Consider the following 23,930-nt stretch of genomic DNA (forward strand, 5'->3'; position numbering starts at 1 on the left):
CCCCGCCGCCGCCCGCGCTCCGCATGACCGGCACGTGGAACATCGGCGATTCGCGTGGCGGCGACGCCTATGTACTCATCGACGGTGCCGACGTCACGATGGCGGGCCACCGCGACGACATCCGCACGGCGCAGCGTCTGCAGCAGGGCAATGCGCCCGTCCTGTGGGTGCGCCAGCAAGGCAAGCAATACGTGGTGCGCGATGCCGCCACGATGCAGCAGATGAAAGCCGCGCATGCGCCCGTCCAGGCACTCGGCGAACAGCAGGGCAAGCTCGGTGAGCAGCAGGGTGCGCTCGGCGAACGTCAGGGCGACCTGGGCATGAAGCAGGGCGAACTGGGCATGAAGATGGCTGCCATCGGCGTCGAACGCGCCTCCGCCTCCATGCGGGGCAACAACACCGATGAAGCGGCCAGCGATCGCCGCATGAAAGCGCTCGCGGATGAACAGGAAACGCTGGCCCGCCAGCAGGACGTCCTGGCCCGGCAGCAGGAACCGCTCGCACGCCAGCAGGAAGCGCTGGCCCGCAAGCAGATGGCGGCGACCGACAAGCTGCAGCGCGACGTAGACCGCCTGCTGGGCGACGCCATCCGCACCGGCAAGGCACAGCAACTCTGAAGGGTAGGGTCGTCGCGGACGTACGCGTCCGCGGCGTGAGGGTCAGGACGCGCCCGCGTCCAGTCCGCTCCACTGCGACCGCGCGATGCGGATGATCGCGCGGACCTGCTCCCGGTCGCGATGGCGGGAGATGGCGATGGCGCCCAACCGCAACGCGTCTGCGCGCAGGTCTTCGCTCACGTCGTAGTGCGCCCCGCTGCGTTTGTCCTGGAAGGCGCGGCGCGGCATCCCGAGTCGTGCGGCCATCGCATGCAGTTCGCCCAGCGTATCGGCCATCAGGTGCGCCCAGCGACGGCCGCGCCACACGGTGATCGCGTCGTCCACGTAGACGCTCATCGCGGCACGGTGGCCTTCGGCGGCCGCACCATGCGGTCCATCAGGTGTTCCAGCGTCGCCGGCAGGTTGCCGCAGCGGCCCATGTGCACCGGCGAGGTCTGGATGATGGAACTGCGCTTGGCGGTGAGCCAGTGGAAACGCGCGCGTGCCGGCAGCAGCCCGATCGGCGCGGCCGTTTCACCGCCGCGGCAGATCGCCGGAATCGTATCGAGGTGGCGGCGCAGGGATTCGACATCGAGCGTGGGATCGAGCGTACGCAGGCGTGCCTCGTCCAGTTCGATGCGTGCTTCCAGGAAGCCCGCGCGCTCGCACGACAGGATGATGCCGACGTTGGCGAATTCCTCGCGTTCCACGCGTGGTACCACCCGGATCACCGCGTAGTCGTAGGTGTCAGCCGTGTGCACGGATCGCCTCCTGCACGAAGGCTTCGCGCTGCGCCACGCGCTGCGTGAGGTAGGCCACGTAGGCCGCGCGCTGCGCGGCGGCATCGCCGAACGCGTCCGGACCCTGCAGCCAGGCGTCCGGCACGTCGGCGACGATGGCGGCGATCACGTCGGCGGACAGGCGCGCCGCGAGGTCCGCATCGACGTCGGCCACGCGAGAGGCCCAGCGCAGCAGCACGTGGTCGCGGATCAGCGGGAACGGCTTGCCCGCCCCGGACACATCGCCTTCCCAGCCATGGTGGAAGTACAGCGACGCGCCGTGGTCGATCAGGTACAGGCGGCGGTGCCACATCAGCAGGTTGGTGTTGCGTGCGGTGCGGTCGACGTTGCTGACGAAGGCGTCGAACCAGACGATGCGCGAGGCGAGGTCGGCGTCCGGCTGCTCGGCGACGGGATCGAAGTTCACCGCACCAGGCAGGTAATCCATCGCCAGGTTGAGTCCGGCGCTGGCCTTGATCAGGTCCTGGATCTCCGGATCGCCTTCGGTGCGGGCGAGGTCGGCATCCAGTTCCATCAATGCCAGGTCGGGCATCGGCAGGTTCAAGGCCTTCGCAAGTCCGCCGGAGACCAGCTCGGCGACCAGCGCCTTCGGGCCCTGTCCAGCACCGCGGAACTTGAGGACATACAGGCCATCGTCATCGGCCTCGACCACGGCCGGCATCGAACCGCCTTCGCGCAGGGGAGTGACGTAGCGGGTGGCAATGCGGAGGGGAAGCGTCATCAGGCCATCAGGATACCGCGACCGGGCTGCTCACTCAGGTGGAGCGGGACACACCCATGCGCCGCAACGCCAGGAAGACCACCACGCTCGATGCCACGCCCAGCAGCAGCGCGAAGGCCAGGCCGTGCGTGCTGTTCGCGAACGGCAGCCCGGGCAGGTTCATGCCGAACAGGCCGGCGACCAGGCTGGGTGGCAGCAGCAGGGCGGTGACCATCGACAGCACGTACAGATGCCGGTTGGTGCGTTCGGCGAGCTTCGCCGCGACTTCGTCCTGCAGCAGGCGTGCGCGCTCCTGCAGGGTGCCGACATCGCCGTCGAGATCGTCGAAGCGCTGGGTGAGGCGCGCGACCGCGGGGAGCAGTTCGTGCTCGGTGTCGGCCGGATGGCGTTGCTCGAACTGCTTGAGCACGCGCCGCATCGCGGTGAGCGGGCGATGCAGGCGCACGGTCTGGTGGCGCAGCTGCGCCAGGTCGCGTCGTTCCTCGCCGATGCTGTCGGCCAGTACCCGGTCCTCGATGCGGTCCAGACGCACCGACAGGCCGTCGCTGCTGCGTTCGACGGTATCGGCGAACCGGCCGGCGATGACTTCCAGCATGCGCACCGGCGAATCCACGAGCGTGCCGGCGCCGACGGCACGTCGCGCGGCTTCGACCGAACGCAGCGCCTGCCGGCGTGCGGTGACCAGCAGGTCGGGCGTCAGTGCGAAATGCAGCCAGCCGATGCCGTCATCGCCGCGCAGCTGGCCTTCGGCCGCCAGGTCGACACCGCGCTGGTGCGCCCAGTCGACGAACACGCCATGCACGGCCTCGTCCTCCAGTTGCAGGTTGACGTGCGAATCCGGCGACAGCAGCGTGGCGCGTGCGTCGTCGGGAATCGGCAGCTTCGCCATCACCTGCGCGCTGCGGGCATCGCTGAGGTCCACGTGCAGCCAGTGCCAGTGCCCGGCGACGTCCACGGCGTCGATGCCGCACTGCGCGGCGTCCAGGACCTGCGCGCGGCCCGCCGTGTCGAACCGGTACAGCCACAGTGCGCCGGGCAGGCCGGCGAACGGCGACGTGGGCACTTCGGGTTCGACAGGCAGAGCCATGTGTTGCAGCCGTGCGGCAACCGCAAGACGGTAGGGTGACGGTCAGGCTACCGCCGTCATGTGCCGGTCTCGTGACAGGCGAAGCGGCCGGTTAGCCAGCCGGTTGCGCTTCCGCGCCGCCCCGCTGCAGCGGATCCGGCAATGACTCGCCGTTGGGCGTGAAGGCCAGCGACACCGAATTCAGGCAGTGGCGTTCGCCGGTGGGCGGCGGGCCGTCGGGAAAGACATGGCCCAGGTGCGAGTGGCAGCGCGCGCAGACGATTTCGGTACGGACCATGCCGTAGCTGCCGTCGCGGATGCGGCCGACGTGCGTGTCATCGACCGGCTGGAAGAAACTCGGCCAACCGGTACCGGAATCGAACTTCGCACTGGAGCGGAACAGCGGCAGCCCGCACAGCCGGCAGGTGTAGACACCGTCGGTCTTGTTGTCGAGGAACACGCCGCAGAAGGGCGCCTCGGTGCCATGCTGCAGCAGCACGCGGCGTTCCTCGTCGCTCAGCCCCGCAACCAGGGTGTCGCGCTGCGCGTCGGTGGGCGGGGTCAGGTCGAAGGCCGTCATGGGGAACTCCGTGGTGGATGCAGGACAGAGATGGTGCCGGGCGCACCGGATCGCAAGCGTGGACTATGATCCCTGCTCATTCACGCGCCGAGGCACGGATGCGCCCGATTCCCACGTTCATCCTCATGATGATCGCCACGCCGGTGGCATCCGCACAATCTCCCGCGGTACCGGCACCGGTGTGCCTGGACGCGCGCCAGGTCGCGGAGTTGCAGCAGGCCTCGCCACGGCAACTGGCGGCACTGGACCGCAGCGGCCAGCGCTTCCGCATCGACCTGGGCGAGGACTGCCCGGGCAGCGCGGGCGCAAAGGCGCAGTTGCTTGCCCGCGGAGGGCGTGTCTGCGGCCACGCGGACGAAGCCGTTCGCATCGGAGCGGCTACCTGTCCGATCATCGGTGTGGCGCCGGTCGGCGCGCGCGACTACGCGACGCTGGCGCGTGCGGCTGCCTCCCTCGCCAACGAAACCGGCCCAACGACGCTGGACGCCGTCGAGGTACGTGGCGAACGGCGTCGCGGGTTCGGAGGGTCGTCCAGCTACTGCTTCGACACGCGCTACCTGCGCTCGTGGTCGGAAGACGGCAAGGGCATGCTGGTGGAAGTGGCGCCGAAGCGGTCCGGCGGCCATCGCTACTACCGCGTCGAGCTGCCGCAGAGCTGCCCCGACCTCAACGCCGCGCCGGCGATCAGCTTCCGCTCGGGGGTCGGCATCAGCCTGATCTGCGGCAATCCCGGCGACCGCGTCGTGGCCGAGGGACAGGGCGAAAGCGTGGCGTTCGGAGTGGTCAATCCGGTGTTCCCGATCAGCGACGACGTGCGCCAGTCGCGCTTCCGGGCCGGCATGCGTTTCCAGTGCACGGTCTCGGCGGTGTATCCGCACGAATCGGAAGACGGAAACGGACAGGCCCCGCGTTGAGCGGGGCCTGCGTAGTGGAGCGATCTCGCGTACTCAGGGCGCCGACGTCAGCGCCTGGCTGTCGCGGAACTCCTTGCGCAGCCAGTCATCCACCAGGCGCTTCTCGTAGCGCAGGCTGTCGTTGCTGCTGAGATTGGAGCCCATCAGGAAGCCGTGGTCGACCAGCTTGCGTTCGCCTTCGGCGACCACGCTGCCATCCGCGCCTTTCAGGCTGAAGGTGAGCGTCATGCGCGGCGGATAGAGATCCTTGACCACGCGGATGTCGTTCATGCCGATGCGCGCCGTCGGTTCGTAACGGCCCGCTCGGTCGATGTCGGAAATGGTGATGGCCAGGGTCTGGCCGCGGGCGAGATGCTGGCCCGCCTCATCGCGCAGATAAGTGGCCAGCTGCGTGACCCACGTGCCGCGCGCGGATTCCCAGCGGTTGCCGCTGTACCTGATCTCGCTGAACTGCGCCGGGTCGGTCCAGCTGACGCTGACGGCACCGCCACCGGCGGGCACGCTGCGCGGCAGGTCGGGATCGGTGACGTTCGTCGGGCGGGCGCCGGCGGGCACGGCGACAGCCAGCGCGACGAGGGCGGTAAGCAACAGGGCAGGCGCCTTCATGGCGGATCCTCCAAGGATGTGACACGAAGTGTGCGCCCGCCACCGGGACCAGACAACCTGATGACGACGTGCCGTCGTGAGGCGTTCAGTCCCTGTTTCCAGACCGTTCAGAGGTTGCGCAGGCGCTCCACGTCGCGAACGGGTGGTGCGCCGAACATGCGGCTGTATTCGCGGCTGAACTGCGAGGGACTTTCGTAGCCCACCCGATGGCCGGCGCTGGCGGCATCCAGCACTTCGCTGAGCATCAGCCGCCGGGCCTCCTGCAGGCGCAGCTGCTTCTGGTACTGCAGCGGGCTCATCGCGGTGACCGCCTTGAAGTGGTGGTGCAGCGCCGAGGCGCTCATGTGCACCTCGCGGGCGATGTGGTCGATGCGCAGCGGCTTGGCGTAGTGCTCGCGGAGCCAGTGGATCGCTTTCGCCACGCGCTGGCCCTGGCTGTCGGCGATGCCGATGTGGCGCAGCATCGCGCCCTGCGGGCTGCACAGCACGCGGTAGAGGATCTCGCGCTCGACCAGCGGCGCCAGCAGCGGGATGTCGCGCGGCGTGTCGAGCAGTTTCACCAGCCGGATCGCCGCATCCAGCATCTCCACGCTGCTGGGTTGCAGGAACAGGCCGCGCGACGGCGGCGGCAGCGGCGCCTTCGCCGACTCGGCCTCGGTGACCATCTCGGCGATGGTGGCGGCGGACAGCTTCAGGATCAGGCACAGGTAGGGCGCCTCGACGGAGGCCTCGGTGACCTGGCCGGTCACCGGCAGGTCGACCGAGGCCACCACGAAGCGGCTGGCGTCGTACTCGTAGACCTCGTCGGCGAGGATGGCGCGCTTGGCGCCTTGCACGATCAGGCACAGCGCCGCCTCCTGCACGCCACGCATGGGCAGTTCCATCGGCGCACTCAGCCGCGAGAAGTTCAGGGCCGGGATCGCGGTGGTGTGGAAACCGTCCTTGCCGGTGGATCGTTCAATCAGTCCGGCCAGTTCGCGGACGCGGGCATCGAGAGGGGAATGGGAGTCGGGCATGGAAGGGCCTGCGGTGCCGGCGTGTGGACTGGAAGCGAGTCTACGCAGCGGGTGAGTGGATGGAACCGTCTGTGGCCGGGCTGCGCAGGATCAGGCAAGGATTGCGGAGGAACCGGATATCGACGCCACGGCGGCGGCGCCCAGACTGCGCCCCGTCCCGGCACAGCCCGTGCCGAGTTCCCCCAACGAGGTGCCCCATGTCCGGAATCGAAGGAAAAGTCATCGCCATCACCGGCGCCAGCAGCGGCATCGGCGAGGCCGCCGCGCGCGAACTCGCCCGTCGCGGCGCGAAGGTCGTGCTGGGCGCGCGGCGCACCGATCGGCTCGAACAGCTGGTCGCCGAGATCGAAGCCGGCGGCGGCACCGCCCGACAGCGTGCCCTCGACGTCACCCGCCTCGACGACGTGCAGGCGTTCGTCGACTTCGCACGCAGTGAATTCGGCCGGCTCGACGTCATCGTCAACAACGCCGGCGTGATGCCGCTGTCGCCGCTGGCCGCGCTGAAGATCGACGAATGGAACGCGATGGTCGACGTCAACATCCGCGGCGTGCTGCACGGCATTGCGGCCGCATTGCCGGTGATGCAGGCGCAGGGGGGCGGACAGGTCATCAACGTGTCCTCCATCGGCGGCCATGCCGTCTATCCCACCGCGGCGGTCTATTGCGCCACCAAATACGCGGTGATCGCGATCTCCGAAGGGCTGCGCCAGGAGCACCAGGACATCCGCGTCACCGTCATCTCGCCCGGCGTGACCACCAGCGAGCTGGCCAGCACCATCACCGATCCCGAGGCGAAGGCCGGCATGGCGCAGTTCCGCCAGACGGCCATTCCGGCCGAGGCGATCGCGCGCGCGATGGCTTACGCGATCGAGCAGCCCGGCGATGTCGACGTCAGCGAGATCATCGTGCGTCCTGCCGCCAGCGCGTACTGATCGTTCCATCGGCCGGCAACGAAGTTTTCCATCGCCGGGGTTGCCGTTGCGGCGGCGGGGGAGTGCAATGTCGCACTCCCCGCTTCAGGAACACCCTCCATGGAATACCGCTACCTCGGCGCCTCCGGCTTCCGCGTGCCCGTCCTCTCCTTCGGCACCGGCACGTTCGGCGGGCAGGGCGCGCTGTTCAGCGCGTGGGGCAGCACCGACGTGGCGGAGGCGCGCCGGCTGGTCGACGTCTGCCTCGATGCCGGCCTGAACATGTTCGACAGCGCCGATGTCTACTCGAAGGGTGCGGCCGAGGAAATCCTCGGCGAAGCCATCAAGGGCAAGCCGCGCGATGCGCTGATCATTTCCACCAAGGCCACCTTCCGTTTCGGCGACGGCGAGAACCAGGTCGGCTCCTCGCGCCATCACCTGATAAACGCCGTCGATGCCGCGCTCAAGCGGCTGGGCACCGACTACATCGACCTGTTCCAGTTGCACGGTTTCGATGCACGCCCGCCGGTGGAGGAAGTGCTGTCCACGCTCGATACGCTGGTGAAGGCCGGCAAGATCCGTTACCTGGGCGTCTCCAATTTCTCCGGTTGGCACCTGATGAAGTCGCTCGCCGCCGCCGACCGCCACGGCTGGACGCGCTACGTGGCGCACCAGGCGTACTACTCGCTGGTCGGCCGCGACTACGAACACGAACTGATGCCGCTGGCGGCCGACCAAGGTGTCGGTGCGGTGGTGTGGAGTCCGCTGGGCTGGGGCCGCCTGACCGGCAAGATCCGTCGTGGCCAGCCGCTGCCGGAAACCAGCCGCCTGCAATCGCAGACCGCGCAGGACGCCGGCCCGCAGGTCGACCTCGAGTATCTGTACGACGTGGTCGACGCGCTCGATGAAGTCGCGCAGGAGACCGGCAAGTCGATTCCGCAGATCGCGTTGAACTGGCTGTTGCAGCGGCCCACGGTCAGCAGCGTGGTGATCGGTGCGCGCAACGAGGAACAGCTGAAGCAGAACCTTGGCGCGGTCGGCTGGAACCTGACGGCAGAACAGGTCGCGAAGCTCGACGCCGCCAGCCAGCGTCCCAAGCCGTACCCGTACTGGCACCAGGCCGGCTTCGCCTACCGCAATCCCACGCCGGTCTGACGGCGCAGGGGCAGGGCGGGAAGACCCGTCCTGTTTCGTCTTGAAGCCTTGCGCGGCCTGCTAGAGTCGCGCGGGCCCGTTTCCGTCCCCGGAGTTCCGATGCGCCTGTCCGTCCTCGCCGCCGTTCTGTCCGTCGCCTGCGCGCCTGCATTCGCGGCGACCACCTACGTCAAGGCGGGGCGCCTGCTGGATGTCGAATCCGGCCGCGTGCTGACCGACCAGGCCATCGTCATCGAGGACACGCGCATCACCGCCGTCGGCCCTGCCGCAAGCACGCCGGTGCCGGCCGGCGCCACGGTGCACGACCTGTCGTCGAAGACCGTGCTGCCCGGCCTGATGGACGCGCACGTGCACCTGCACGGCGACGCCGACCTGCAGGGCTATCGCCGCCTGGCGATCTCGCTGCCGGCCGCCGCCATCAAGGGCGCGAAGAACGCGCGCACCACGTTGCTCGCCGGCTTCACCACCGTGCGTGTGCCGGGTTCGCCGGGCTATGCCGACGTGGCGCTGCGCGATGCGATCGCAACGGGCGAAGTCGAGGGGCCGCGCATCCTCGCCGGTGGCGTGTCGATCGGCATCACCGGTGGTCACTGCAGCGACAACAACCTGCTGCCGGCCGAATACAAGGCGGTGGGCGAGGGCGTCGCCGACGGTCCGTGGGCCGCGCGGCAGAAGGTGCGGCAGAACGTCAAGTTCGGTGCGGATTTCATCAAGACCTGTTCCACCGGCGGCGTGCTGTCGAAGGGCACCGAAGTCGGCGCGCCGCAGTACTCGCTGGAAGAGCTGAAGGCCCTGGTCGATGAGGCGCATGCGCTGGGGCGCAAGGTCGCCTCGCACGCGCACGGTGCCACCGGTATCCGCAATGCGTTGCTGGCCGGGGTGGATTCCATCGAGCATGCCAGCTTCATCGACGACGACGGCATCGCGCTGGCGAAGAAGCAGGGCACCGTGCTGGTGATGGACATCTACAACACCGAGTACATCCTCGGCGAAGGCGAGAAGGCCGGATTTCTGCCGGAATCGCTGGAGAAGGAGCGCCGCGTCGGCGCCACCCAGCGCGAGAATTTCCGCAAGGCGCACCAGGCCGGTGCCATCATGGGCTTCGGCACCGACGGCGGCGTTTACCCACATGGCCTCAATGCACGCCAGTTCTCGCGCATGGTGCAGTTCGGCATGACGCCGCTGCAGGCGATCCGCTCGGCCACGCTGGTCAACGCGCGCCTGTTCGGCGTCGACAAGGACGCGGGCGTGCTGAAGCCGGGCTACTACGCGGACCTCATCGCCGTCGACGGCGATCCGCTGCAGGACGTGACCACGCTGGAGAACGTCGGCTTCGTGATGAAGCAGGGCCGCGTCTACAAGAACACCGCGAAGGAATGAGGCGCAGCGCATGTCAAAACCCGTGAAGATCGATTTCGTCTCCGATGTCGCCTGCCCCTGGTGCGCGATCGGCCTCGCCGCGCTGGAGCGCGCGATGGCGGACATCGGCGGTGACCTGCAGGTCGAGCTGCATTTCCAGCCGTTCGAACTCAATCCCGACATGGGGCCGGAGGGCGAGCCCATCGCCGAGCACCTGGCGCACAAGTACGGCTTGAGTGCGGATCAGCTGGCGCAGAACGGCGAAGCCTTGCGCCAGCGTGGCGAGACGCTCGGTGTGCGCATCGATCTGCAGAAGCGCGACCACATCTACAACACGTTCGATTCCCACCGCCTGCTGTATTGGGCGGGCGAACTCGGCACGGAACAGCAGCACGCACTCAAGCGCGCGCTGCTGCAGGCCTATCACGGAGAAGGGCGGAACGTGTCAGATCGTGAGGTGCTGGTGGACATTGCCGGCGCCACGGGGCTGGATGTCGATGAAGCGCGCCGGATCCTCGATACGGATGCGTTTGCCGCGCAGGTCCGCGAGCGTGAGCACTTCTACCAGCAGCGCGGCATCCGCGCCGTGCCTTCCGTCATCCTCAATGACCGCCATCTGCTGCAGGGCGGCCAGCCGCCCGAGGTGTTCGCGCAGGGGCTGCGCCAGCTGGCGGGCATCGCCGGCTGAAGCGCCCGCGCGCCGACGGCTCAGCCGTGGCGCGCGAGCAGGATCGCTTCGTTGCTGGGCATTTCGACGACCACGGCGGTCGGGATGCCGTGGTGCTGGTGCAGCGTGGCAGCGAGCAGCTTCGCGTTCTCGCGCGCATCGCCGAGGTTGTCGAACCAGTTGCGGCCGTACTGGCCTTCATAGAGTTGCCAGCCTTTGTCATTGGCGGCGATGGTGAACAGCAGGCGGGGCATGACGGACTCCAGTCAACACGCCGGGCAGGGAACCGGCGAGGGAACTGTGCTCGAATGTGCCAGCTATCACATTCGGCGGATGCCCCGTCGTCGCGTAGGAAAAATCCTACGCTGCTGTAGGCGGGATGCCCGGCTTCACCGCAGCAGCGGCTCCAGTGCCTTCCACACGTGATCGCGCAGCTTGGGCTGCGCACTGGCGACGGGATGCAGGTTGTCGGCCTGGTAGGCACTGCGGTCGAGCGCGATGGGTTCCAGCAGGAACGGCAGCAGGGCCGTCTTGTATTGCGTGGACAGCGCGCTGAAGTTCTGTTCGAAACCGCGCGTGTAGTCGGGGCCGTAGTTCGGCGGCATGCGCATGCCGACCAGCAGCACCTTCGCCTTGCCCGCCTGCGCCGCCTTGATCATCTTCTCGAGGTTGGCGCGACTCTGTGCGAGCGGCAATCCCCGCAGGCCATCGTTGGCGCCGAGCGCGATGACGACGACGGCGGGCGTGTGGCGTTGCAGTTCCGCCGCGATGCGTGCCGCGCCCCCCGCGGTGGTCTCGCCGCTGATGCTGGCGTTGACGACGCGCCAGCCGGGCTTGGTCTTGCCGATGCGGTCCGCGGTGAGCGAGACCCAGCCCTGGTTCGGTGCGAGACCGTAGGCGGCGGACAGCGAATCACCCATCACCAGGAGGGTGCGCGCGCCCTTCGCCGGTGCAGCCGTTGCGCTCTGCGCTGCGGCGGGACGTGCGAATAACGCGACGAGCAGCAGCAACGACAGGCTCGCCACCCATTGCATGCGTGCGCGAGGGGCCCCATACCTGTTCAAATTAAGAAACATTTAATCCGTGCTCCCGATGATTCACGAAATGACCGACGAGACGATCATGGCCGACGCCAGCAGACTCCACACTGAAGCCGCCACCCGCCACGCCGTCCTGGACGTGCAGGGCCTCGGCAAGCATGTTCCCCTGCCTGATGGCGACCTGACGATACTCGACGACATCGGCTTCCGCATCGAACACGGCGACACGGTCGCCATCGTCGGTGCGTCGGGCTCGGGCAAGAGCACGCTGCTGTCGTTGCTCGCAGGCCTCGACGTGCCCAGCACGGGCGCGGTGACGCTGGACGGCGAGCGCCTGTCCGGCATGGACGAAGACGGTCGCGCGCGCGTACGTGGCGACAAGGTCGGCTTCGTGTTCCAGAGCTTCCAGCTGTTGCCCTCGCTGACGGCGCTGGAGAACGTCATGCTGCCGCTGGAACTGCGCGGCGACAGCGACGTCGAAGGTCCGGCGCGTCAGATCCTGGAGAAGGTCGGCCTCGGCCAGCGCCTGGGTCACTACCCCCGCCAGCTGTCCGGCGGTGAGCAGCAGCGCGTCGCGTTGGCGCGCGCTTTCGTCACGCGGCCGTCGCTGCTGTTCGCCGACGAACCCACCGGTAATCTCGACACGCATACCGGACAGGCGATCATCGAGCTGCTGTTCGCGCTGAATGCCGATGCCGGCACCACGCTGGTGCTGGTCACGCACGACGATCATCTGGCGGCGCGTTGCCAGCGCGTTATCCGCTTGGATGCGGGCCGCCTGCAGGACGCTGTCGCATGAGGACGCTGGCACTGGCGTGGCGCCAGCTGCGACGCGATCTCGCGGCGGGCGATGTGCGCATCCTGTTCGCGGCGCTGGTGCTGGCGGTCGTCGCCGTCAGCTCGGTCGGCTTCGTGACCGATCGCGCCGAGCGCGCGCTGGCGATCGAAGCGAATCGCCTGCTCGGCGGCGACGTGGTGGTGCGCGGCGATGCGCCACCGACCGACGCATTGCGTGCGCTGGCGGCCGCGCCGGGCCTGCGCGCCACTGAAACGCAGGAACTGCAGAGCATGATCCGCGCCGGCGAGTCGCTGTCGCTGGGCGACCTGCGCGCACTGGGCGCAGGCTTCCCGCTGCGCGGCAGCTTCCGCGTAGTCGATCGCACCGGTGGTGCCGAACGCGATGCCGGCGGCATTCCCGCGCCGGGCACGTTGTGGATCAGCCAGGCGGGCGCGGAAACACTGGGCGCGAAGCCCGGCGACACGATCGGCATCGGCACACGCGAGCTGAAGCTGGCCGCGCTGGTCACGCAGGAGCCGGATGCGGCGCTCGACTACTTCAACGTCGCGCCGAAGGTGTTCCTCAACCTCGCCGACCTCCCATCCACCGGCCTGGTGCAGGAAGGCAGCCGTCTGCGTTACCGCCTGGTCGTCGCCGGCGATGCTGCCGCGGTCGAGACATTCACCGCCGCGGTCAAGCCGCAACTCGCGCGCGGCCAGCGCATGGAAACGATCCAGGATGCGCGCCCGGAAGTGCGCTCCGCACTGGATCGAGCCAGCCGCTTCCTCGGCCTCGCTGCGCTGGTGTCCGTCGTGTTGGCCGCGGTCGCCGTCGCGATGGCGGCCCGTCGGCACAGCGAACGGCATCTTTCCGGCACCGCGGTGATGCGCTGCCTTGGTGCGCAGCAGCGCACGCTGGTCGGCATCCACGTCGGCGAGCTGGTGCTGCTGGGACTGGCGGCCTGCACGGTCGGCGTGCTGATCGCATTCGGCTTGCAATGGGGCATCGGCCGCTGGCTGCAGCAATCACTGGAGATCGACATTCCGCCTGCGGGCCTGATGCCGGCGCTGCAGGGGTATGGCGTGGGCATGATCGTGCTGCTTGCCTTCGGTGCGCCGCCGGTACTGGCACTGCGTCGCGTGCCGGCGCTGCGCGTGCTGCGCCGCGACCTCGACCGCACCGAACCGAGTGCATGGCTGGTCGCACTGACCGGCTTCGTCGGCCTCGGCGCGCTGCTGTGGTGGAAGGCCGGCTCGCCGGCGCTCGGTACTGCGATGCTGGTCGGCATCATCGGCACGCTTGCCGTGCTCGCTCTGCTGGCGTGGGCGCTGATCGTGCTGGTCCGCCGGTTGCGTTCGCGTCTGCGCGGCAGCCTGCGCTATGGGCTGGCCAACGTCAGCCGGCGAGCGGGTACGTCGATCGCACAGGTATCGGCGCTGGGCCTGGGCCTGATGGCGCTGCTGCTGCTGACGTTCGTGCGCACCGACCTGCTGGATCGCTGGCAGCTCGCGCTGTCGGCCAATGCACCAAATCGCTTCATCATCAACGTGCAGCCGGATCAGGTGGATCCGGTGAAGACCTTCATGCAGGGTCGTGGCCTGTCGGCGGTCGATCTCTATCCGATGATCCGCGGCCGCCTGGTTGAACTCAATGGCAAGCCCACCAGCGGCGCCGACTACGAGGACGCCGACGAGCGCTCGCAGCGCCGTGCCGACCGCGAGTTCAACCTGTCGATGGCGGCCACGCTGCGCGACGACAACAAGGTGACCGCGGGCACGTTCTGGACCGGACGCACGCCATCGTCGCCGGAGCTGTCGGTGGAAGAGGATTTCGCCGAAGGGTTGGGATGGAAGCTCGGCGACCAGGTCGCATTCGACATCGCCGGCCAGCGTTTCGAGGGCCGCGTCACCAGCCTGCGCAGCGTCGATTGGGAGAGCTTCCGACCGAACTTCTTCGTGGTCGCCTCACCGGGCGCGCTCGACGGCTATTCCGCCAGCTATATCACCGCTGTCAGCGTGCCGGCGGGCGACACGGCCTTCACCCGCGAACTGGTCAACCAGTTCCCCAACCTCTCGGTGATCGACGTCGAAGCCGTGTTGAACCAGGTCCGCAGCACGGCCGAGCAGGTCTCGCAGGTGGTGCAGGTGGTGTTCTGGTTCTCGCTGGCGGCCGGCCTGTTGGTACTGATGGCGGCGGTGAGCGCGAGCCAGGACGAGCGGCTGCTGGAAGGCGGTGTGATGCGCGTCCTTGGCGGCAGCCGTCGCCAGCTGCGGCTGGCGCAGGCATCGGAGTTTGCCGCCATCGGCCTGCTGGCCGGGCTGGTCGCGGCGATCGCCGCATCCGTGCTGTCCGGCGTGGTGGCCACGCAGGTGTTCGACCTGCCGTGGAAGGCGAACTGGTCGTTGGCCGCCATCGGCGGCGGCCTCGGCATGCTGGCTGCCCTGGGCGCGGGCCTGTTCGCCACGCGCAAGGTGCTGGACGCGCCACCGTCGGTGACGCTGCGCGAACTGCAGGGATGATGACGAAGGACTAGTGGCGACGGTCGTCGCCGCTGCCCTCGCTGCCAAGGTCGTCCGCCCGCACCGGGGTCGCATCGAAGCGGCGGACGTAGGCACGTTCCTCGATCACGCGCTCGATCTCGTCCTCGGGCAGGCCGGGTGCGCCATACACCGCATACGCGATGCTGCCGTCGGTGCGTTCGCCGACATGGTGCAGGCGGTAGCGCGCATGGCCGCCGCCGCTGTTTTCGGGATAGTGGACCGGTGGTCGTCCGCCTTCCAGGTCCATCTCGCTGTTGTCTACGACACCGCCCACGAACAACGCTCTCATCTGCAGTCTCCTGCGCCAGGATGCGGTCGAGTGTGGCAGTCGGGATGTTCGCCTCGGGTCAAGCAAACATTGTCTTCGCGCGAACAAGCGGCCTTGCAAAGCTGAATAAAAAAGGGGCGAGCCGAAGCTCACCCCTTGATGCAGACCACCTGGCGCAACGTGTGCACCACTTCCACCAGGTCGCTCTGCGCGGACATCACGGCGTCGATGTCCTTGTACGCCGCTGGCGATTCGTCGATCACGCCGGCGTCCTTGCGGCATTCGACGTGCGCCGTCGCCTCGCGGTGTTGCGACAGCGTGATCTGCTGGCGCGCCGCGGTACGGCTCATCACGCGGCCCGCACCGTGGCTGCAGCTGTGGAAGCTGTCCGCGTTGCCCTTGCCGCGCACGATGAAGCTCTTCGCGCCCATGCTGCCGGGAATGATCCCCAGCTCGCCGGCACGCGCGCTCACCGCACCCTTGCGGGTGACCAGCAGGTCCTCGCCGCCGTGCGTCTCCTTCTGCACGTAGTTGTGATGGCAGTTGACCGCCATCTTCTCCAACTGGAACTTCGGCAGACGGTGGCGCATCTCGGCCAGCACGCGCGACATCATCGCCTCGCGGTTCTCGCGGGCGTAGTCCTGTGCCCACGACACGGCTTCCACGTAATCGTCGAACAACGGCTCGCCCTGCATGAAGAAGGCCAGGTCCTTGTCCGGCAGGTGGAACCCCAGCACGCGGTGCGCCAGCTGCTCGCGCGCCCGCTCGATGAAGTAGGTGCCGATCAGGTTGCCGGTGCCGCGCGAGCCGCTGTGCAGCATCACCCAGACGGCATCGCTTTCGTCGAGACAGAGCTCGATGAAGTGGTTGCCGCCGCCGAGCGTGCCGATCTGGCAGTCGAGCTTGTCGGTACGGATCCTGCGATGCTTCTGCTTGATCGCGTCCAACCGCTCGACCAGCCCGGACTGCGTGATGCGCGTGCGGATGCTGTCGGGCAGCTTCCAGTGCTCGCCACCACGGCCGTTGCCGACCGGCACGCTGCGCTCGATGCTCGAGCGCAGTTGCGCCAGGCTGTCGGGCAGGTCCTTCGCGCGCAGCGTGGTGCGCACCGCGGCCATGCCGCAGCCGATGTCCACGCCGACCGCCGCCGGGATGATGGCGCCGCGGGTCGGGATGATCGAGCCCACCGTCGCGCCCTTGCCCAGGTGCACGTCGGGCATCACCGCGACCCACGGCCCGACGAACGGGATGGAGGCGATGTTCTGCAGCTGTTCGTGCGCCTGTGACTCCAGCGGCACGCCGCGCACCCAGCCCTTGATCGGCGTGGTGCTGCCTTCGGCGTGCAGCAGTTCGAATTGTGTTTGCATGTTCATGTCGTCATTCCATTGAAGCCGGGTGCTGCGGTTCCGTCCACCGCGCCCGGCCGTACTACTTCAACGTCACCAGTTGCTTCAGCACGCCATCCAGGCCGCCGAACACGGTGAGCTTGTCGATCTTCTCGGTGACCTTCTCCAGCGCCTCGAGCTCCTTCAGGCGCATCAGCACCGGGGATTCGTCGATCAGCTTCGCGGTGTTGAGCAGGGAACGCGTGGCGTTCGCCTCCTCGCGACGGCGGATCACCTGGGCTTGCGCCTGCTTCTCCGCCTGCACCACCGCATTGAGGATCTCCTTCATTTCGCCCGGCAGGATCACGTCCTTCACGCCTACGCCCAGCACTTCCACGCCCAGGCCGGTCAACTGGCCACGCACGTGCGCGAAGATGTCGGCGTCCAGCGAGGCCTTGTCGCCGAGCAGTTCGTCCAGCGTCTTGGCGGACACCGCCTTGCGCAGGCCGTACTGCAGTTCGCGGTAGACGACGTCGCCGACCTTGGCGACCTTGGTGCGCGCCGCCACCACGTCGGTGACGCGGGTGCTCGCGGCCAGGTTCACGCGCAGGCTGACCTTGTCGCGGGTCAACAGCTCCTGACCCGATACTTCGATCGTCTGCACGCGCAGGTCGACCACATCCACCGCCACGTTCTTCTGGAAGTTCCAGAAGGCGTAGGCGCCGGGTGCGAGCGTGCGCTCGAGCTTGCCGTCGACGAACACCAGTCCTGCGGACTCCGCCGGGACGTCGGCTACCACCGCCAGCTTCGACAGCGTGCCCAGCTGACGCAGGCGCCGCGCGACGGCCGCGTCCACCTCCAGCGACGCCAGCGTCACCGCCTGCACCTCGACCGTCACCAGGCCGATCCAGTACAGGCGCCGCGAGCCGGGCGGCAACACGTCTTCCAGCTTGCTGTTCTTCAGCACCAGGCCGACCTGGTCCACCCCCATATCGGCGTGCACGAACGTCTCGCCCAGGCGGTTGCCCAGGCCGACGATCAGTGCGTCGACGTCGTGGCCGGCGTATTCCGGCGTGGCGATGTTGAAGGTGCGCACCTCGATCCGACCCATCGGGTCGAACCAGCGGTACACGCCGGGTGCGAGCACGCGCTCGAACCGACGGTTGCGATACACCAGGCCGTGCTCGCCGTCACCGATCACGACCCTCTTGGTCCAGAACATGGCGTTGTTCTCCTTGTTGGCTCTGGTGGTTAGATCCGGTTTATCTACATTGCCGCGGTGGATCGAGTCCCGCGACGATCGGATGCCAGCCACGACATGCGGCCGACGAAAGAAGGCGGAAACGCCCTTGGACGGAGGCGGTGCGGACAGCCGGCGCTACCGGCGGAAGTGTCGTTGCGACGGCGCCATCCGAAGATCGCGTCGAGCGCAGCGTGCCTCCGCGTCGAGGGCGCGGTGCCGGCACCGTCCCCGCTGCGGTGCGCTGCTTTCCTGCATTCCATCGCGGAAAGACATCGCACAGCACGGGGCGTTTCCTGGTGGGACTTTCGTCCCGGTGTCATGACGTGACAGGTCATGTGCCCTTACGGGCGTTGGAGCGGGAGTCGAACCCGCGACAGTCGGATTAACAGTCCGATGCTCTAACCGTCTGAGCTATCCAGAGGTGACGTACCGGAATCGAACCGGTCCACCCGCTTTCGCGGGTGCCATGCCAGTAGGCCGTCGTTGAGGAACACCTTCTCCCACGCTTCGGCATACGCCACGGCAGCGCCGCGCGCACCGGACGGGACACAAGCCCGTACCGCTGTAGCGTGTTCGATCGATGCTCCGCATTGCCGGCTGTCGCCAACCGGCAATCCGTTCGGGCGCAATACGCCCCTGTGGTGTCCATTCCCCGCGCCGCTCGCGTCGAAGCATCACAACGCAGCGCACATGCGCCGGTCGCAGCCGCGCCCCTGCCTCGGGGCGCACGCATGCGCTACCCGGATGCTCCAGGGCGGAAAGAAACTTCCGTGGTGGAATGGAGGGAACCTGGTCGATGCATGCGCATCCTCCGCGAACGCTGGAAACAAAACGCCCCCGGGACTTGCGACCCGAGGGCGTTCGCATTCCTCGGGAGATCGGGGTGACCGATCTCCCTGGGAGTCAGTCGGATGTCAGAAGGCCAGGCGCCGTGCGCTCTCGCTATCGCGCAGATCGCCGCCGTTCGCGCTCAGCGCTATGCCGCAGCGTGATGGCTGCAGGACGAGCGTGCTGTCGAGGAAATAGGCGGGCTTCATGAGAAAAATTCGTCTGGTGAAAAAACGGCCACGAGGCCGACGGGCGCGGACAATACGCCGCTTGTTTGCGAAGCGCAACACTTTTTTAGTTTTATTTTCGATGGCCGACCGGCGGCACCCGAAGGAAGCACCAGTGGCTGCCGCTAGAATGACGCACCTCCTCCCTTGCGCCTCGCACCGTGGCCTCCAAATTTTCCGATCCCGCGCTCGATGCGCTGATGCTGCCCTTCGCGCAGGGCCAACTCGCCTGGCCTGACGGACCGGTGCTGTTCCTGCGCGCGCGCGACGGCGCCGCGTTGCGACAGTTCCCGCTGGCGCAGCTGGTGTGCGAACAGAGTTTCCGTCCCGATGCCGAACTGCTGGAGCGTGCGGGGTTGCGCGTGGTGGCCGATGCGGCCGCCGACGATGCACGCTATCCGCTCGTTCTCGTCCTGCCGCCGCGCCAGCGCGAGGAAGCGCGCGCGCTGCTCGCACGTGCGGTGCAGCTTGTCGCGCCGGGTGGGATCGTCGTCGCGGCGATGACCAACAATGAAGGGGCGAAGTCGGGCGAGGCGGATCTGAAGCAGCTCACGGGTATCGCGGGCAGCTTGACCAAGTTCCATTGCCGCACGTTCTGGACGCGGCCGCTCGGCGAGACCGTCGACAGCGCCTTGCTGGCGCAGTGGTCGTCGCTGGACGCGCCGCGCCGGATCGAAGGCGGACGCTATCTCAGCCGCCCCGGCGTGTTCGCCTGGAACCGTATCGACCCGGCGTCCGCGCTGCTGGTCGAATGCCTGCCGACCGATATCGCCGGTCACGGCGCGGACTTGGGTGCAGGGTGGGGCTTCCTGTCGCTGTCGCTGCTCGAGCGATGCCCCGGCATCACAGCGCTGGATCTCTACGAGGCCGAAGCACGCGCGCTTGCGTTGGCGAAGGAGAATCTGGGCGGCGCCGCATCGTCTGCGCGCCTCGATTTCCGCTGGCACGACGTCACGGCTGGCCTGCCGGAACGCTACGACTTCATCGTCAGTAATCCGCCGTTCCACACGCAGAGTCGCGCGGATCGTCCCGACATCGGCCAGCGCTTCATCACCGCGGCCGCTGCGGCGCTGAAGCCGGGTGGCCGGCTGTGGCTGGTGGCCAACCGCCACCTGCCGTACGAGCAGACCTTGAACGAGCGGTTCGGCGACGTGTGCGTCGCAGGCGAGCGCGACGGTTTCAAGGTGATCGCTGCAACGAAGGCGAGGCGATAAGCGCATGAAGATCGTCAAGCACATCGCCAACCTGGGCTACGGCAGCCGCAAGCAGGTGCAGTGGATGTTCCGCGAGGGGCGCATCACCGATGCCGACGGCGAGGTGCTGTATGCCGATGATCCGGTCGACCACGACAACATCCGCGTGGATGGGGAGCCGCTGGATCCGGCGCCCGGGCTGGCGATCATGCTGCACAAGCCGGTCGGCTACACGTGTTCGACCAAGGACACGGGCCGCATCGTCTACGACCTGTTTCCCTCGCGTTTCCGTGATCGCTCGCCGGTGCTGTCCACCGTGGGTCGACTGGATCGCGAGACGAGCGGCCTGCTGCTGCTCACCGACGACGGCGGACTGCTGCACCGGATCATTTCGCCCAAGGCGAACCTGCCCAAGGTCTACGACGTGACGCTGGCGCAGGACCTGCGCGGCGACGAAGGAGCACTGTTCGCCAGCGGCACCCTGATGCTGGAATCGGAGCAGACACCGTTGGCGCCAGCGGGCCTGCACGTGACCGATCCGCGCCATGCACAGGTCACGCTCACCGAAGGCCGTTACCATCAGGTGCGCCGCATGTTCGCCGCCGTCGGCAATCATGTGGAGGCGTTGCATCGCAGCCGCGTCGGCGGCCTCACGCTGGACGGATTGCCGGAAGGGCGGTGGCGGATCCTCGATGAAGACGACCTGCGCCGGTTGTTCGGAGCCGGCGAATGATGACGCCGCCGCTGCCGTTCACACCTGCGGCGGTGATCTTCGACATGGATGGCCTGATGCTGGACAGCGAGCGCGCCATCATCGCCTGCCTGGCCGAGGCGGCACGCGAGTCCGGCCACGACCTGCCCGAGGTGCTGTGGCTGTCGATGGTCGGCCACAGCGAAGCGGTATGCCGCCACCTGTTGGACGAAGCGATCGGCGAGGTCGAGCGCGACCGCGTCCTGCAGCGCTCGCATGTGCTGTACGACGCCGTCGTCGCAGCAGGCGTACCGCACCGTCCCGGCATCATCGCGATGCTCGATTTCCTCGACGACCGCGGCATTCCGCGTGCGGTTGCCACCTCCACCCGGCGTCCGCTGGCGCTGCGCAAGCTGGAGGCGTCAGGCCTGCTGCCGAGGTTCGACGCCATCTGCACCAGCAGCGACGTCGAACATCCCAAGCCGGCACCTGACATCTACCTGCTGGCGGCACGCTCGCTGGGCGTCGACCCTGCGCAGTGCCTGGTGCTGGAGGATTCACCCACGGGCGTGCGCGCTGCGCTGGCGGCCGGCATGTACCCGGTCCAGATTCCCGACCTGCTGGAGCCGGATGACGCCGTGCGTGCGCTCGGCCATACCATCCTGCCGTCGCTGGACGATGCGCGGCGGCTGCTGGAGCAGCGGCTGGCGGCCAACACCTCTCCTGTAGGAGCGACGTAAGTCGCGACCGCACGGCAAACACCCACACGGACGTCAGTCCTCTCCTGATGTCTCGATGCCCATCGCCTCCGCAAGCTTCAGGGCATGAAAGATTCACCATGCCAACGGATCTCAGGGCATGAAGCACTCCGGCGTGGACGCGTCTCGACCATGGGGCAGGTGTACCTGGTTACTTTCGTCACGCGCAATCGCAGGCCGCTGTTTCGCGATCCGGCCATGGCTCACGAGACTGCGAGAGCGATCACGGACAGGCGCCTCTGGTATCGGTCACGGCTGCTGGCCTGGGTATTGATGCCGGACCATTGGCACGGCTTGATTGAACTGGGCGCTCTGGAAACCCTTTCCGTCTGCGTGCAACGGTTGAAAGCCAACACATCCCGCGCTTTCCGAGCAGAGCGGCGGCATGGCAGCGTATGGGCACCCGGCTTCCACGACCGCGCGATGCGGTCTTGCGACGATCTCAAGGTCGCGGCGCGCTACGTGGTCGCCAATCCGCTACGTGCAGGATTGGTCGATGCGGTCGGAAAGTATCCGTACTGGGACGCGGTGTGGCTTGGGAATGCGGACCTTGGGTAGGGCCCCCGGGAGTGGAAGGCGTGCGGTCGCGACTTACGTCGCTCCTACAGAAAAGCGCGTGGCGCTGCTACTCCGCGAACAGCTTCGCCCAGCCCGCATGTCCCAACGCGTCCAGCGTCTTCACGTTGCGCTCGACGATCACCTCGGGATCCGGGAAGGCGTCCACCGCGCGGTCGATGCTGGCTTCGCGCAGCAGGTGCAGGGTGGGGTAGGGCGAGCGGTTGGTGTAGTTGCTGATGTCGTCGGGCGCGGTGCCGGCGAACTGGTAGTCCGGATGGAAGCTGGCGACCTGGATCTCGCCCTGCAGGTCCAGCGCCTCGACCGCCGCGTCGGCGTTGTCGAGGAAGTCGTTGTAGTCCAGGAAATCCGTCAGTACGTGCGGGTGCACGATCAGCGTGGTGTCGACCTGCTCGGAATCGGTGTCGCGCAGCAGCACCAGTTCCTCTGCCAGTTCCTCGAGCAACGCCTCCGGCGTGCTGGCATCGCTCAGCACCAGGCGTACCTGCTGCTTCACGTACACCGCCTTGGCGAACGGGCATAGGTTCAGGCCTATCACCGCGCGTTCCACCCAGCGGCGGGTGGCGTCGAGCGGATCGGGCGCGTGGCCAGAAATGGTGGATGCGTCAGTCACGGAAGTTGTCGAACTGCAGCGGCAGCTCGAACTCGGTCTTCTTCAGCAGGGCGATGGCGTCCTGCAGGTCGTCGCGCTTCTTGCCGGTCACGCGCAGCTTCTCGCCGTTGATCTGCGCTTCCACCTTCAGTTTGGCGTCCTTGATGGTGGCGACGATCTTCTTCGCCAGCTTCTGTTCGATCCCCTGCTTGACGGTGATCTTCTGGCGCGCACCGGCGAGGTTGGTGTCCACGTCGCCGAACTCCAGGCAGCGGGCATCGATCTGGCGGGCGATCAGGCGCGCGCGCAGGATGTCGGTCATCTGCTTGAGCTGGAAATCGCTCGGTGCGGACTGGGTGATCAGCTTGTCCTCCAGCTCGAACTTCGCCTCCACGCCCTTGAAGTCGAAGCGGGTGGACAGCTCGCGGTTGGCCTGGTCCACGGCATTGGTGAGTTCGTGGGCGTTGACTTCGGAAACGACGTCGAAGGAGGGCATGGGATTCATCCGGTTGATACGCCACCATTCTACCGTGCCGTCTTCGCTGCCGAACCCCGGCTGGTGATAATGGGCCATGGCCACGCCACGCCCCTCGCTCCCCTCCGCCGTCCTGCTGATGCTGGCCGCCGTGCTGCTGTTCGCCGTGATGGATGCGGGCCTGAAACTGCTGGCGCCGCACTATCCGCCGCTGCAGGTGGCGGCGCTACGCGGCCTGTCGTCGCTGCCGCTGGTCACGGTCTGGGTGCTGGCGACCGTGCCGGTCCGTTCGCTGCTGCGCGTGCACTGGCCGCTGCATCTGCTGCGCGGCGCGCTGGGCGTGGTGATGATGGTGGGCTTCGTCTACGGCCTGCGCACGATGCCGCTGTCCACCGCCTACGCCATCACCTTCGTGGCGCCCTTGCTGGTGACCGCGATGGCCGGACCCTTGCTGAAGGAAAAGGTGGGCGCCGGACGGTGGGCCGCCATCGGCATCGGCCTGGTCGGCGTGCTGGTGATCCTGCGGCCGACCGGCGACGGCGTGTTGACCGGCGGCGGTCTGGCGATCCTGATGGCAGCGGTCTGTTACGCGCTGGGTGCGGTCACCGTGCGCATGCTGGCGCAGCGCGACAGCACGCAGGCGATGGTGTTCTGGTTCGTGGTGCTGCTCTCGCTGGGTGCCTGGCTGCTGGCCCTGCCGGCGTGGAAGCCGCTGCTACCCGCGCATGGCTGGATCATCGCCGGCATCGGCGTATCGGGTTCGCTGGCGCAGGTGGCGTTGACCGCAGCCTTCCGCCGAGGCGAGGCGTCGCTGATCGCGCCACTGGAGTACACCGCGCTGCTGTGGGGCGTGCTGCTCGACGTGGCGTTGTGGTCGGTACTGCCCGATGGCGTCACCTGGATCGGCGCCGGCATCATCGTCGCCAGTGGCGTGTACCTGCTGCGCCGAGAGCCGGTGCATGTGGAAGCGGAACACCCCTGACGCCGTGCTGTTTTGCGGCATGA

At 67.7% G+C, this 23,930-nt stretch carries 28 protein-coding genes and 1 tRNA gene; 13 read left to right on the forward strand and 16 right to left on the reverse strand.

Annotated features, from left to right (window positions below; genetic code table 11):
• On the forward strand, positions 1-617 hold a 617-nt coding region (locus tag AX730_RS12450; RefSeq protein WP_062356965.1), incomplete at its 5' end, for a hypothetical protein.
• 42 nt (positions 618-659) lie between these two features.
• Here AX730_RS12450 and AX730_RS12455 read toward each other — a convergent pair.
• From AX730_RS12455 to msrB, 5 genes are all read right to left on the reverse strand, one after another.
• Positions 660-953: a DUF4031 domain-containing protein gene (locus AX730_RS12455; RefSeq protein WP_062356968.1), complete on the reverse strand. Its 294-nt coding sequence runs from the start codon at positions 951-953 to the stop codon at positions 660-662.
• Positions 950-1,357: a DUF3037 domain-containing protein gene (locus AX730_RS12460; protein WP_062356970.1), complete on the reverse strand. Its 408-nt coding sequence runs from the start codon at positions 1,355-1,357 to the stop codon at positions 950-952. Before AX730_RS12460 ends, AX730_RS12455 begins: the two co-directional genes overlap by 4 nt.
• Positions 1,344-2,117 (reverse strand): HipA family kinase, encoded by a 774-nt coding sequence (locus AX730_RS12465; RefSeq protein WP_062356972.1) that lies wholly within the window; start codon positions 2,115-2,117, stop codon positions 1,344-1,346. The genes AX730_RS12460 and AX730_RS12465 overlap by 14 nt, the downstream gene beginning before the upstream one ends.
• Positions 2,118-2,151: 34 nt before the next feature.
• On the reverse strand, positions 2,152-3,204 hold the full coding sequence (locus tag AX730_RS12470; RefSeq protein ID WP_062356975.1) for a CorA family divalent cation transporter: 1,053 nt from the start codon (positions 3,202-3,204) through the stop codon (positions 2,152-2,154).
• Between the two features lie 91 nt (positions 3,205-3,295).
• Positions 3,296-3,763 carry a peptide-methionine (R)-S-oxide reductase MsrB gene (gene msrB / locus AX730_RS12475; protein WP_062356978.1) on the reverse strand — a complete coding sequence of 156 codons (468 nt, stop codon included), beginning with the start codon at positions 3,761-3,763 and terminating at the stop codon, positions 3,296-3,298.
• A 98-nt stretch (positions 3,764-3,861) separates the two neighbouring features.
• Here msrB and AX730_RS12480 point away from each other — a divergent pair, with 98 nt between their 5' ends.
• Positions 3,862-4,677, forward strand: coding sequence for a hypothetical protein (locus AX730_RS12480; protein ID WP_062356981.1), 816 nt, complete (start codon positions 3,862-3,864; stop codon positions 4,675-4,677).
• A 33-nt stretch (positions 4,678-4,710) separates the two neighbouring features.
• On the opposite strand, the gene AX730_RS12485 is transcribed toward AX730_RS12480, so the two are convergent.
• Complete coding sequence (locus tag AX730_RS12485) at positions 4,711-5,283, reverse strand: DUF3016 domain-containing protein (protein WP_062356984.1); 573 nt, start codon at positions 5,281-5,283, stop codon at positions 4,711-4,713.
• A gap of 107 nt (positions 5,284-5,390) precedes the next feature.
• Complete coding sequence (locus AX730_RS12490; protein WP_198147182.1) at positions 5,391-6,299, reverse strand: AraC family transcriptional regulator; 909 nt, start codon at positions 6,297-6,299, stop codon at positions 5,391-5,393.
• Positions 6,300-6,496: 197 nt separating this feature from the next.
• Between AX730_RS12490 and AX730_RS12495 the strand changes: the two genes are divergently transcribed.
• The 4 genes from AX730_RS12495 to AX730_RS12510 all read left to right on the forward strand — a co-directional run bounded on the left by AX730_RS12495 (position 6,497) and on the right by AX730_RS12510 (position 10,412).
• Complete coding sequence (locus AX730_RS12495) at positions 6,497-7,231, forward strand: SDR family oxidoreductase (RefSeq protein ID WP_062356986.1); 735 nt, start codon at positions 6,497-6,499, stop codon at positions 7,229-7,231.
• 99 nt (positions 7,232-7,330) lie between these two features.
• Positions 7,331-8,365 carry an aldo/keto reductase gene (locus AX730_RS12500; RefSeq protein WP_062356990.1) on the forward strand — a complete coding sequence of 345 codons (1,035 nt, stop codon included), beginning with the start codon at positions 7,331-7,333 and terminating at the stop codon, positions 8,363-8,365.
• A 99-nt stretch (positions 8,366-8,464) separates the two neighbouring features.
• Positions 8,465-9,745: a Xaa-Pro dipeptidase gene (locus tag AX730_RS12505; RefSeq protein WP_062356993.1), complete on the forward strand. Its 1,281-nt coding sequence runs from the start codon at positions 8,465-8,467 to the stop codon at positions 9,743-9,745.
• A 10-nt stretch (positions 9,746-9,755) separates the two neighbouring features.
• On the forward strand, positions 9,756-10,412 hold the full coding sequence (locus AX730_RS12510; RefSeq protein WP_062356996.1) for a DsbA family oxidoreductase: 657 nt from the start codon (positions 9,756-9,758) through the stop codon (positions 10,410-10,412).
• 20 nt (positions 10,413-10,432) lie between these two features.
• Here AX730_RS12510 and AX730_RS12515 read toward each other — a convergent pair whose 3' ends face one another.
• Together AX730_RS12515 and AX730_RS12520 are read right to left on the reverse strand one after the other, a co-directional pair.
• Positions 10,433-10,645, reverse strand: a complete 213-nt coding sequence (locus tag AX730_RS12515) for a hypothetical protein (protein WP_062356998.1) — start codon at positions 10,643-10,645, stop codon at positions 10,433-10,435.
• 135 nt (positions 10,646-10,780) lie between these two features.
• Positions 10,781-11,425 carry an arylesterase gene (locus AX730_RS12520; protein ID WP_062357001.1) on the reverse strand — a complete coding sequence of 215 codons (645 nt, stop codon included), beginning with the start codon at positions 11,423-11,425 and terminating at the stop codon, positions 10,781-10,783.
• 88 nt (positions 11,426-11,513) lie between these two features.
• Here AX730_RS12520 and AX730_RS12525 point away from each other — a divergent pair, with 88 nt between their 5' ends.
• Positions 11,514-12,230, forward strand: a complete 717-nt coding sequence (locus AX730_RS12525) for an ABC transporter ATP-binding protein (protein WP_062357100.1) — start codon at positions 11,514-11,516, stop codon at positions 12,228-12,230.
• Positions 12,227-14,728, forward strand: coding sequence for an ABC transporter permease (locus AX730_RS12530; RefSeq protein WP_062357003.1), 2,502 nt, complete (start codon positions 12,227-12,229; stop codon positions 14,726-14,728). Before AX730_RS12525 ends, AX730_RS12530 begins: the two co-directional genes overlap by 4 nt.
• 10 nt (positions 14,729-14,738) lie before the next feature.
• Here AX730_RS12530 and AX730_RS12535 read toward each other — a convergent pair whose 3' ends face one another.
• The 5 genes from AX730_RS12535 to AX730_RS19485 all read right to left on the reverse strand — a co-directional run bounded on the left by AX730_RS12535 (position 14,739) and on the right by AX730_RS19485 (position 18,622).
• On the reverse strand, positions 14,739-15,038 hold the full coding sequence (locus AX730_RS12535) for a hypothetical protein (RefSeq protein ID WP_062357006.1): 300 nt from the start codon (positions 15,036-15,038) through the stop codon (positions 14,739-14,741).
• A 128-nt stretch (positions 15,039-15,166) separates the two neighbouring features.
• Positions 15,167-16,390, reverse strand: a complete 1,224-nt coding sequence (locus tag AX730_RS12540; RefSeq protein ID WP_062357008.1) for an RtcB family protein — start codon at positions 16,388-16,390, stop codon at positions 15,167-15,169.
• A 55-nt stretch (positions 16,391-16,445) separates the two neighbouring features.
• Positions 16,446-17,564 carry a slipin family protein gene (locus tag AX730_RS12545; protein ID WP_062357011.1) on the reverse strand — a complete coding sequence of 373 codons (1,119 nt, stop codon included), beginning with the start codon at positions 17,562-17,564 and terminating at the stop codon, positions 16,446-16,448.
• Between the two features lie 372 nt (positions 17,565-17,936).
• A tRNA-Asn gene (locus tag AX730_RS12550) sits at positions 17,937-18,002 on the reverse strand.
• Between the two features lie 497 nt (positions 18,003-18,499).
• Positions 18,500-18,622, reverse strand: coding sequence for a hypothetical protein (locus tag AX730_RS19485; RefSeq protein WP_269746998.1), 123 nt, complete (start codon positions 18,620-18,622; stop codon positions 18,500-18,502).
• 218 nt (positions 18,623-18,840) lie between these two features.
• Between AX730_RS19485 and AX730_RS12555 the strand changes: the two genes are divergently transcribed.
• The 4 genes from AX730_RS12555 to AX730_RS12570 all read left to right on the forward strand — a co-directional run bounded on the left by AX730_RS12555 (position 18,841) and on the right by AX730_RS12570 (position 21,840).
• On the forward strand, positions 18,841-19,854 hold the full coding sequence (locus tag AX730_RS12555) for a class I SAM-dependent methyltransferase (protein WP_062357103.1): 1,014 nt from the start codon (positions 18,841-18,843) through the stop codon (positions 19,852-19,854).
• Positions 19,855-19,858: 4 nt separating this feature from the next.
• Entirely contained in the window at positions 19,859-20,566 is a 708-nt protein-coding gene (locus AX730_RS12560) for a pseudouridine synthase (protein ID WP_062357014.1), read from the forward strand.
• Positions 20,563-21,264 carry an HAD family hydrolase gene (locus tag AX730_RS12565; RefSeq protein WP_407071490.1) on the forward strand — a complete coding sequence of 234 codons (702 nt, stop codon included), beginning with the start codon at positions 20,563-20,565 and terminating at the stop codon, positions 21,262-21,264. The genes AX730_RS12560 and AX730_RS12565 overlap by 4 nt, the downstream gene beginning before the upstream one ends.
• A gap of 84 nt (positions 21,265-21,348) precedes the next feature.
• Positions 21,349-21,840, forward strand: a complete 492-nt coding sequence (locus AX730_RS12570) for an REP-associated tyrosine transposase (protein ID WP_407071491.1) — start codon at positions 21,349-21,351, stop codon at positions 21,838-21,840.
• Between the two features lie 67 nt (positions 21,841-21,907).
• On the opposite strand, the gene AX730_RS12575 is transcribed toward AX730_RS12570, so the two are convergent.
• The gene (locus AX730_RS12575) at positions 21,908-22,453 is read right to left on the reverse strand and encodes a DUF1415 domain-containing protein (RefSeq protein ID WP_062357110.1); all 546 of its coding nucleotides are present in this window, start codon (positions 22,451-22,453) and stop codon (positions 21,908-21,910) included.
• 10 nt (positions 22,454-22,463) lie between these two features.
• Positions 22,464-22,946 (reverse strand): YajQ family cyclic di-GMP-binding protein, encoded by a 483-nt coding sequence (locus tag AX730_RS12580; protein ID WP_062357108.1) that lies wholly within the window; start codon positions 22,944-22,946, stop codon positions 22,464-22,466.
• A gap of 76 nt (positions 22,947-23,022) precedes the next feature.
• On the opposite strand from AX730_RS12580, the gene AX730_RS12585 reads away from it, so the two are divergent.
• Entirely contained in the window at positions 23,023-23,907 is an 885-nt protein-coding gene (locus AX730_RS12585; protein ID WP_062357020.1) for a DMT family transporter, read from the forward strand.
• Positions 23,908-23,930: the final 23 nt, after the last annotated feature.

It is taken from the genome of Pseudoxanthomonas mexicana (assembly GCF_001556105.1).
In the GTDB taxonomy this organism is placed as follows: domain Bacteria; phylum Pseudomonadota; class Gammaproteobacteria; order Xanthomonadales; family Xanthomonadaceae; genus Pseudoxanthomonas_A; species Pseudoxanthomonas_A mexicana_A.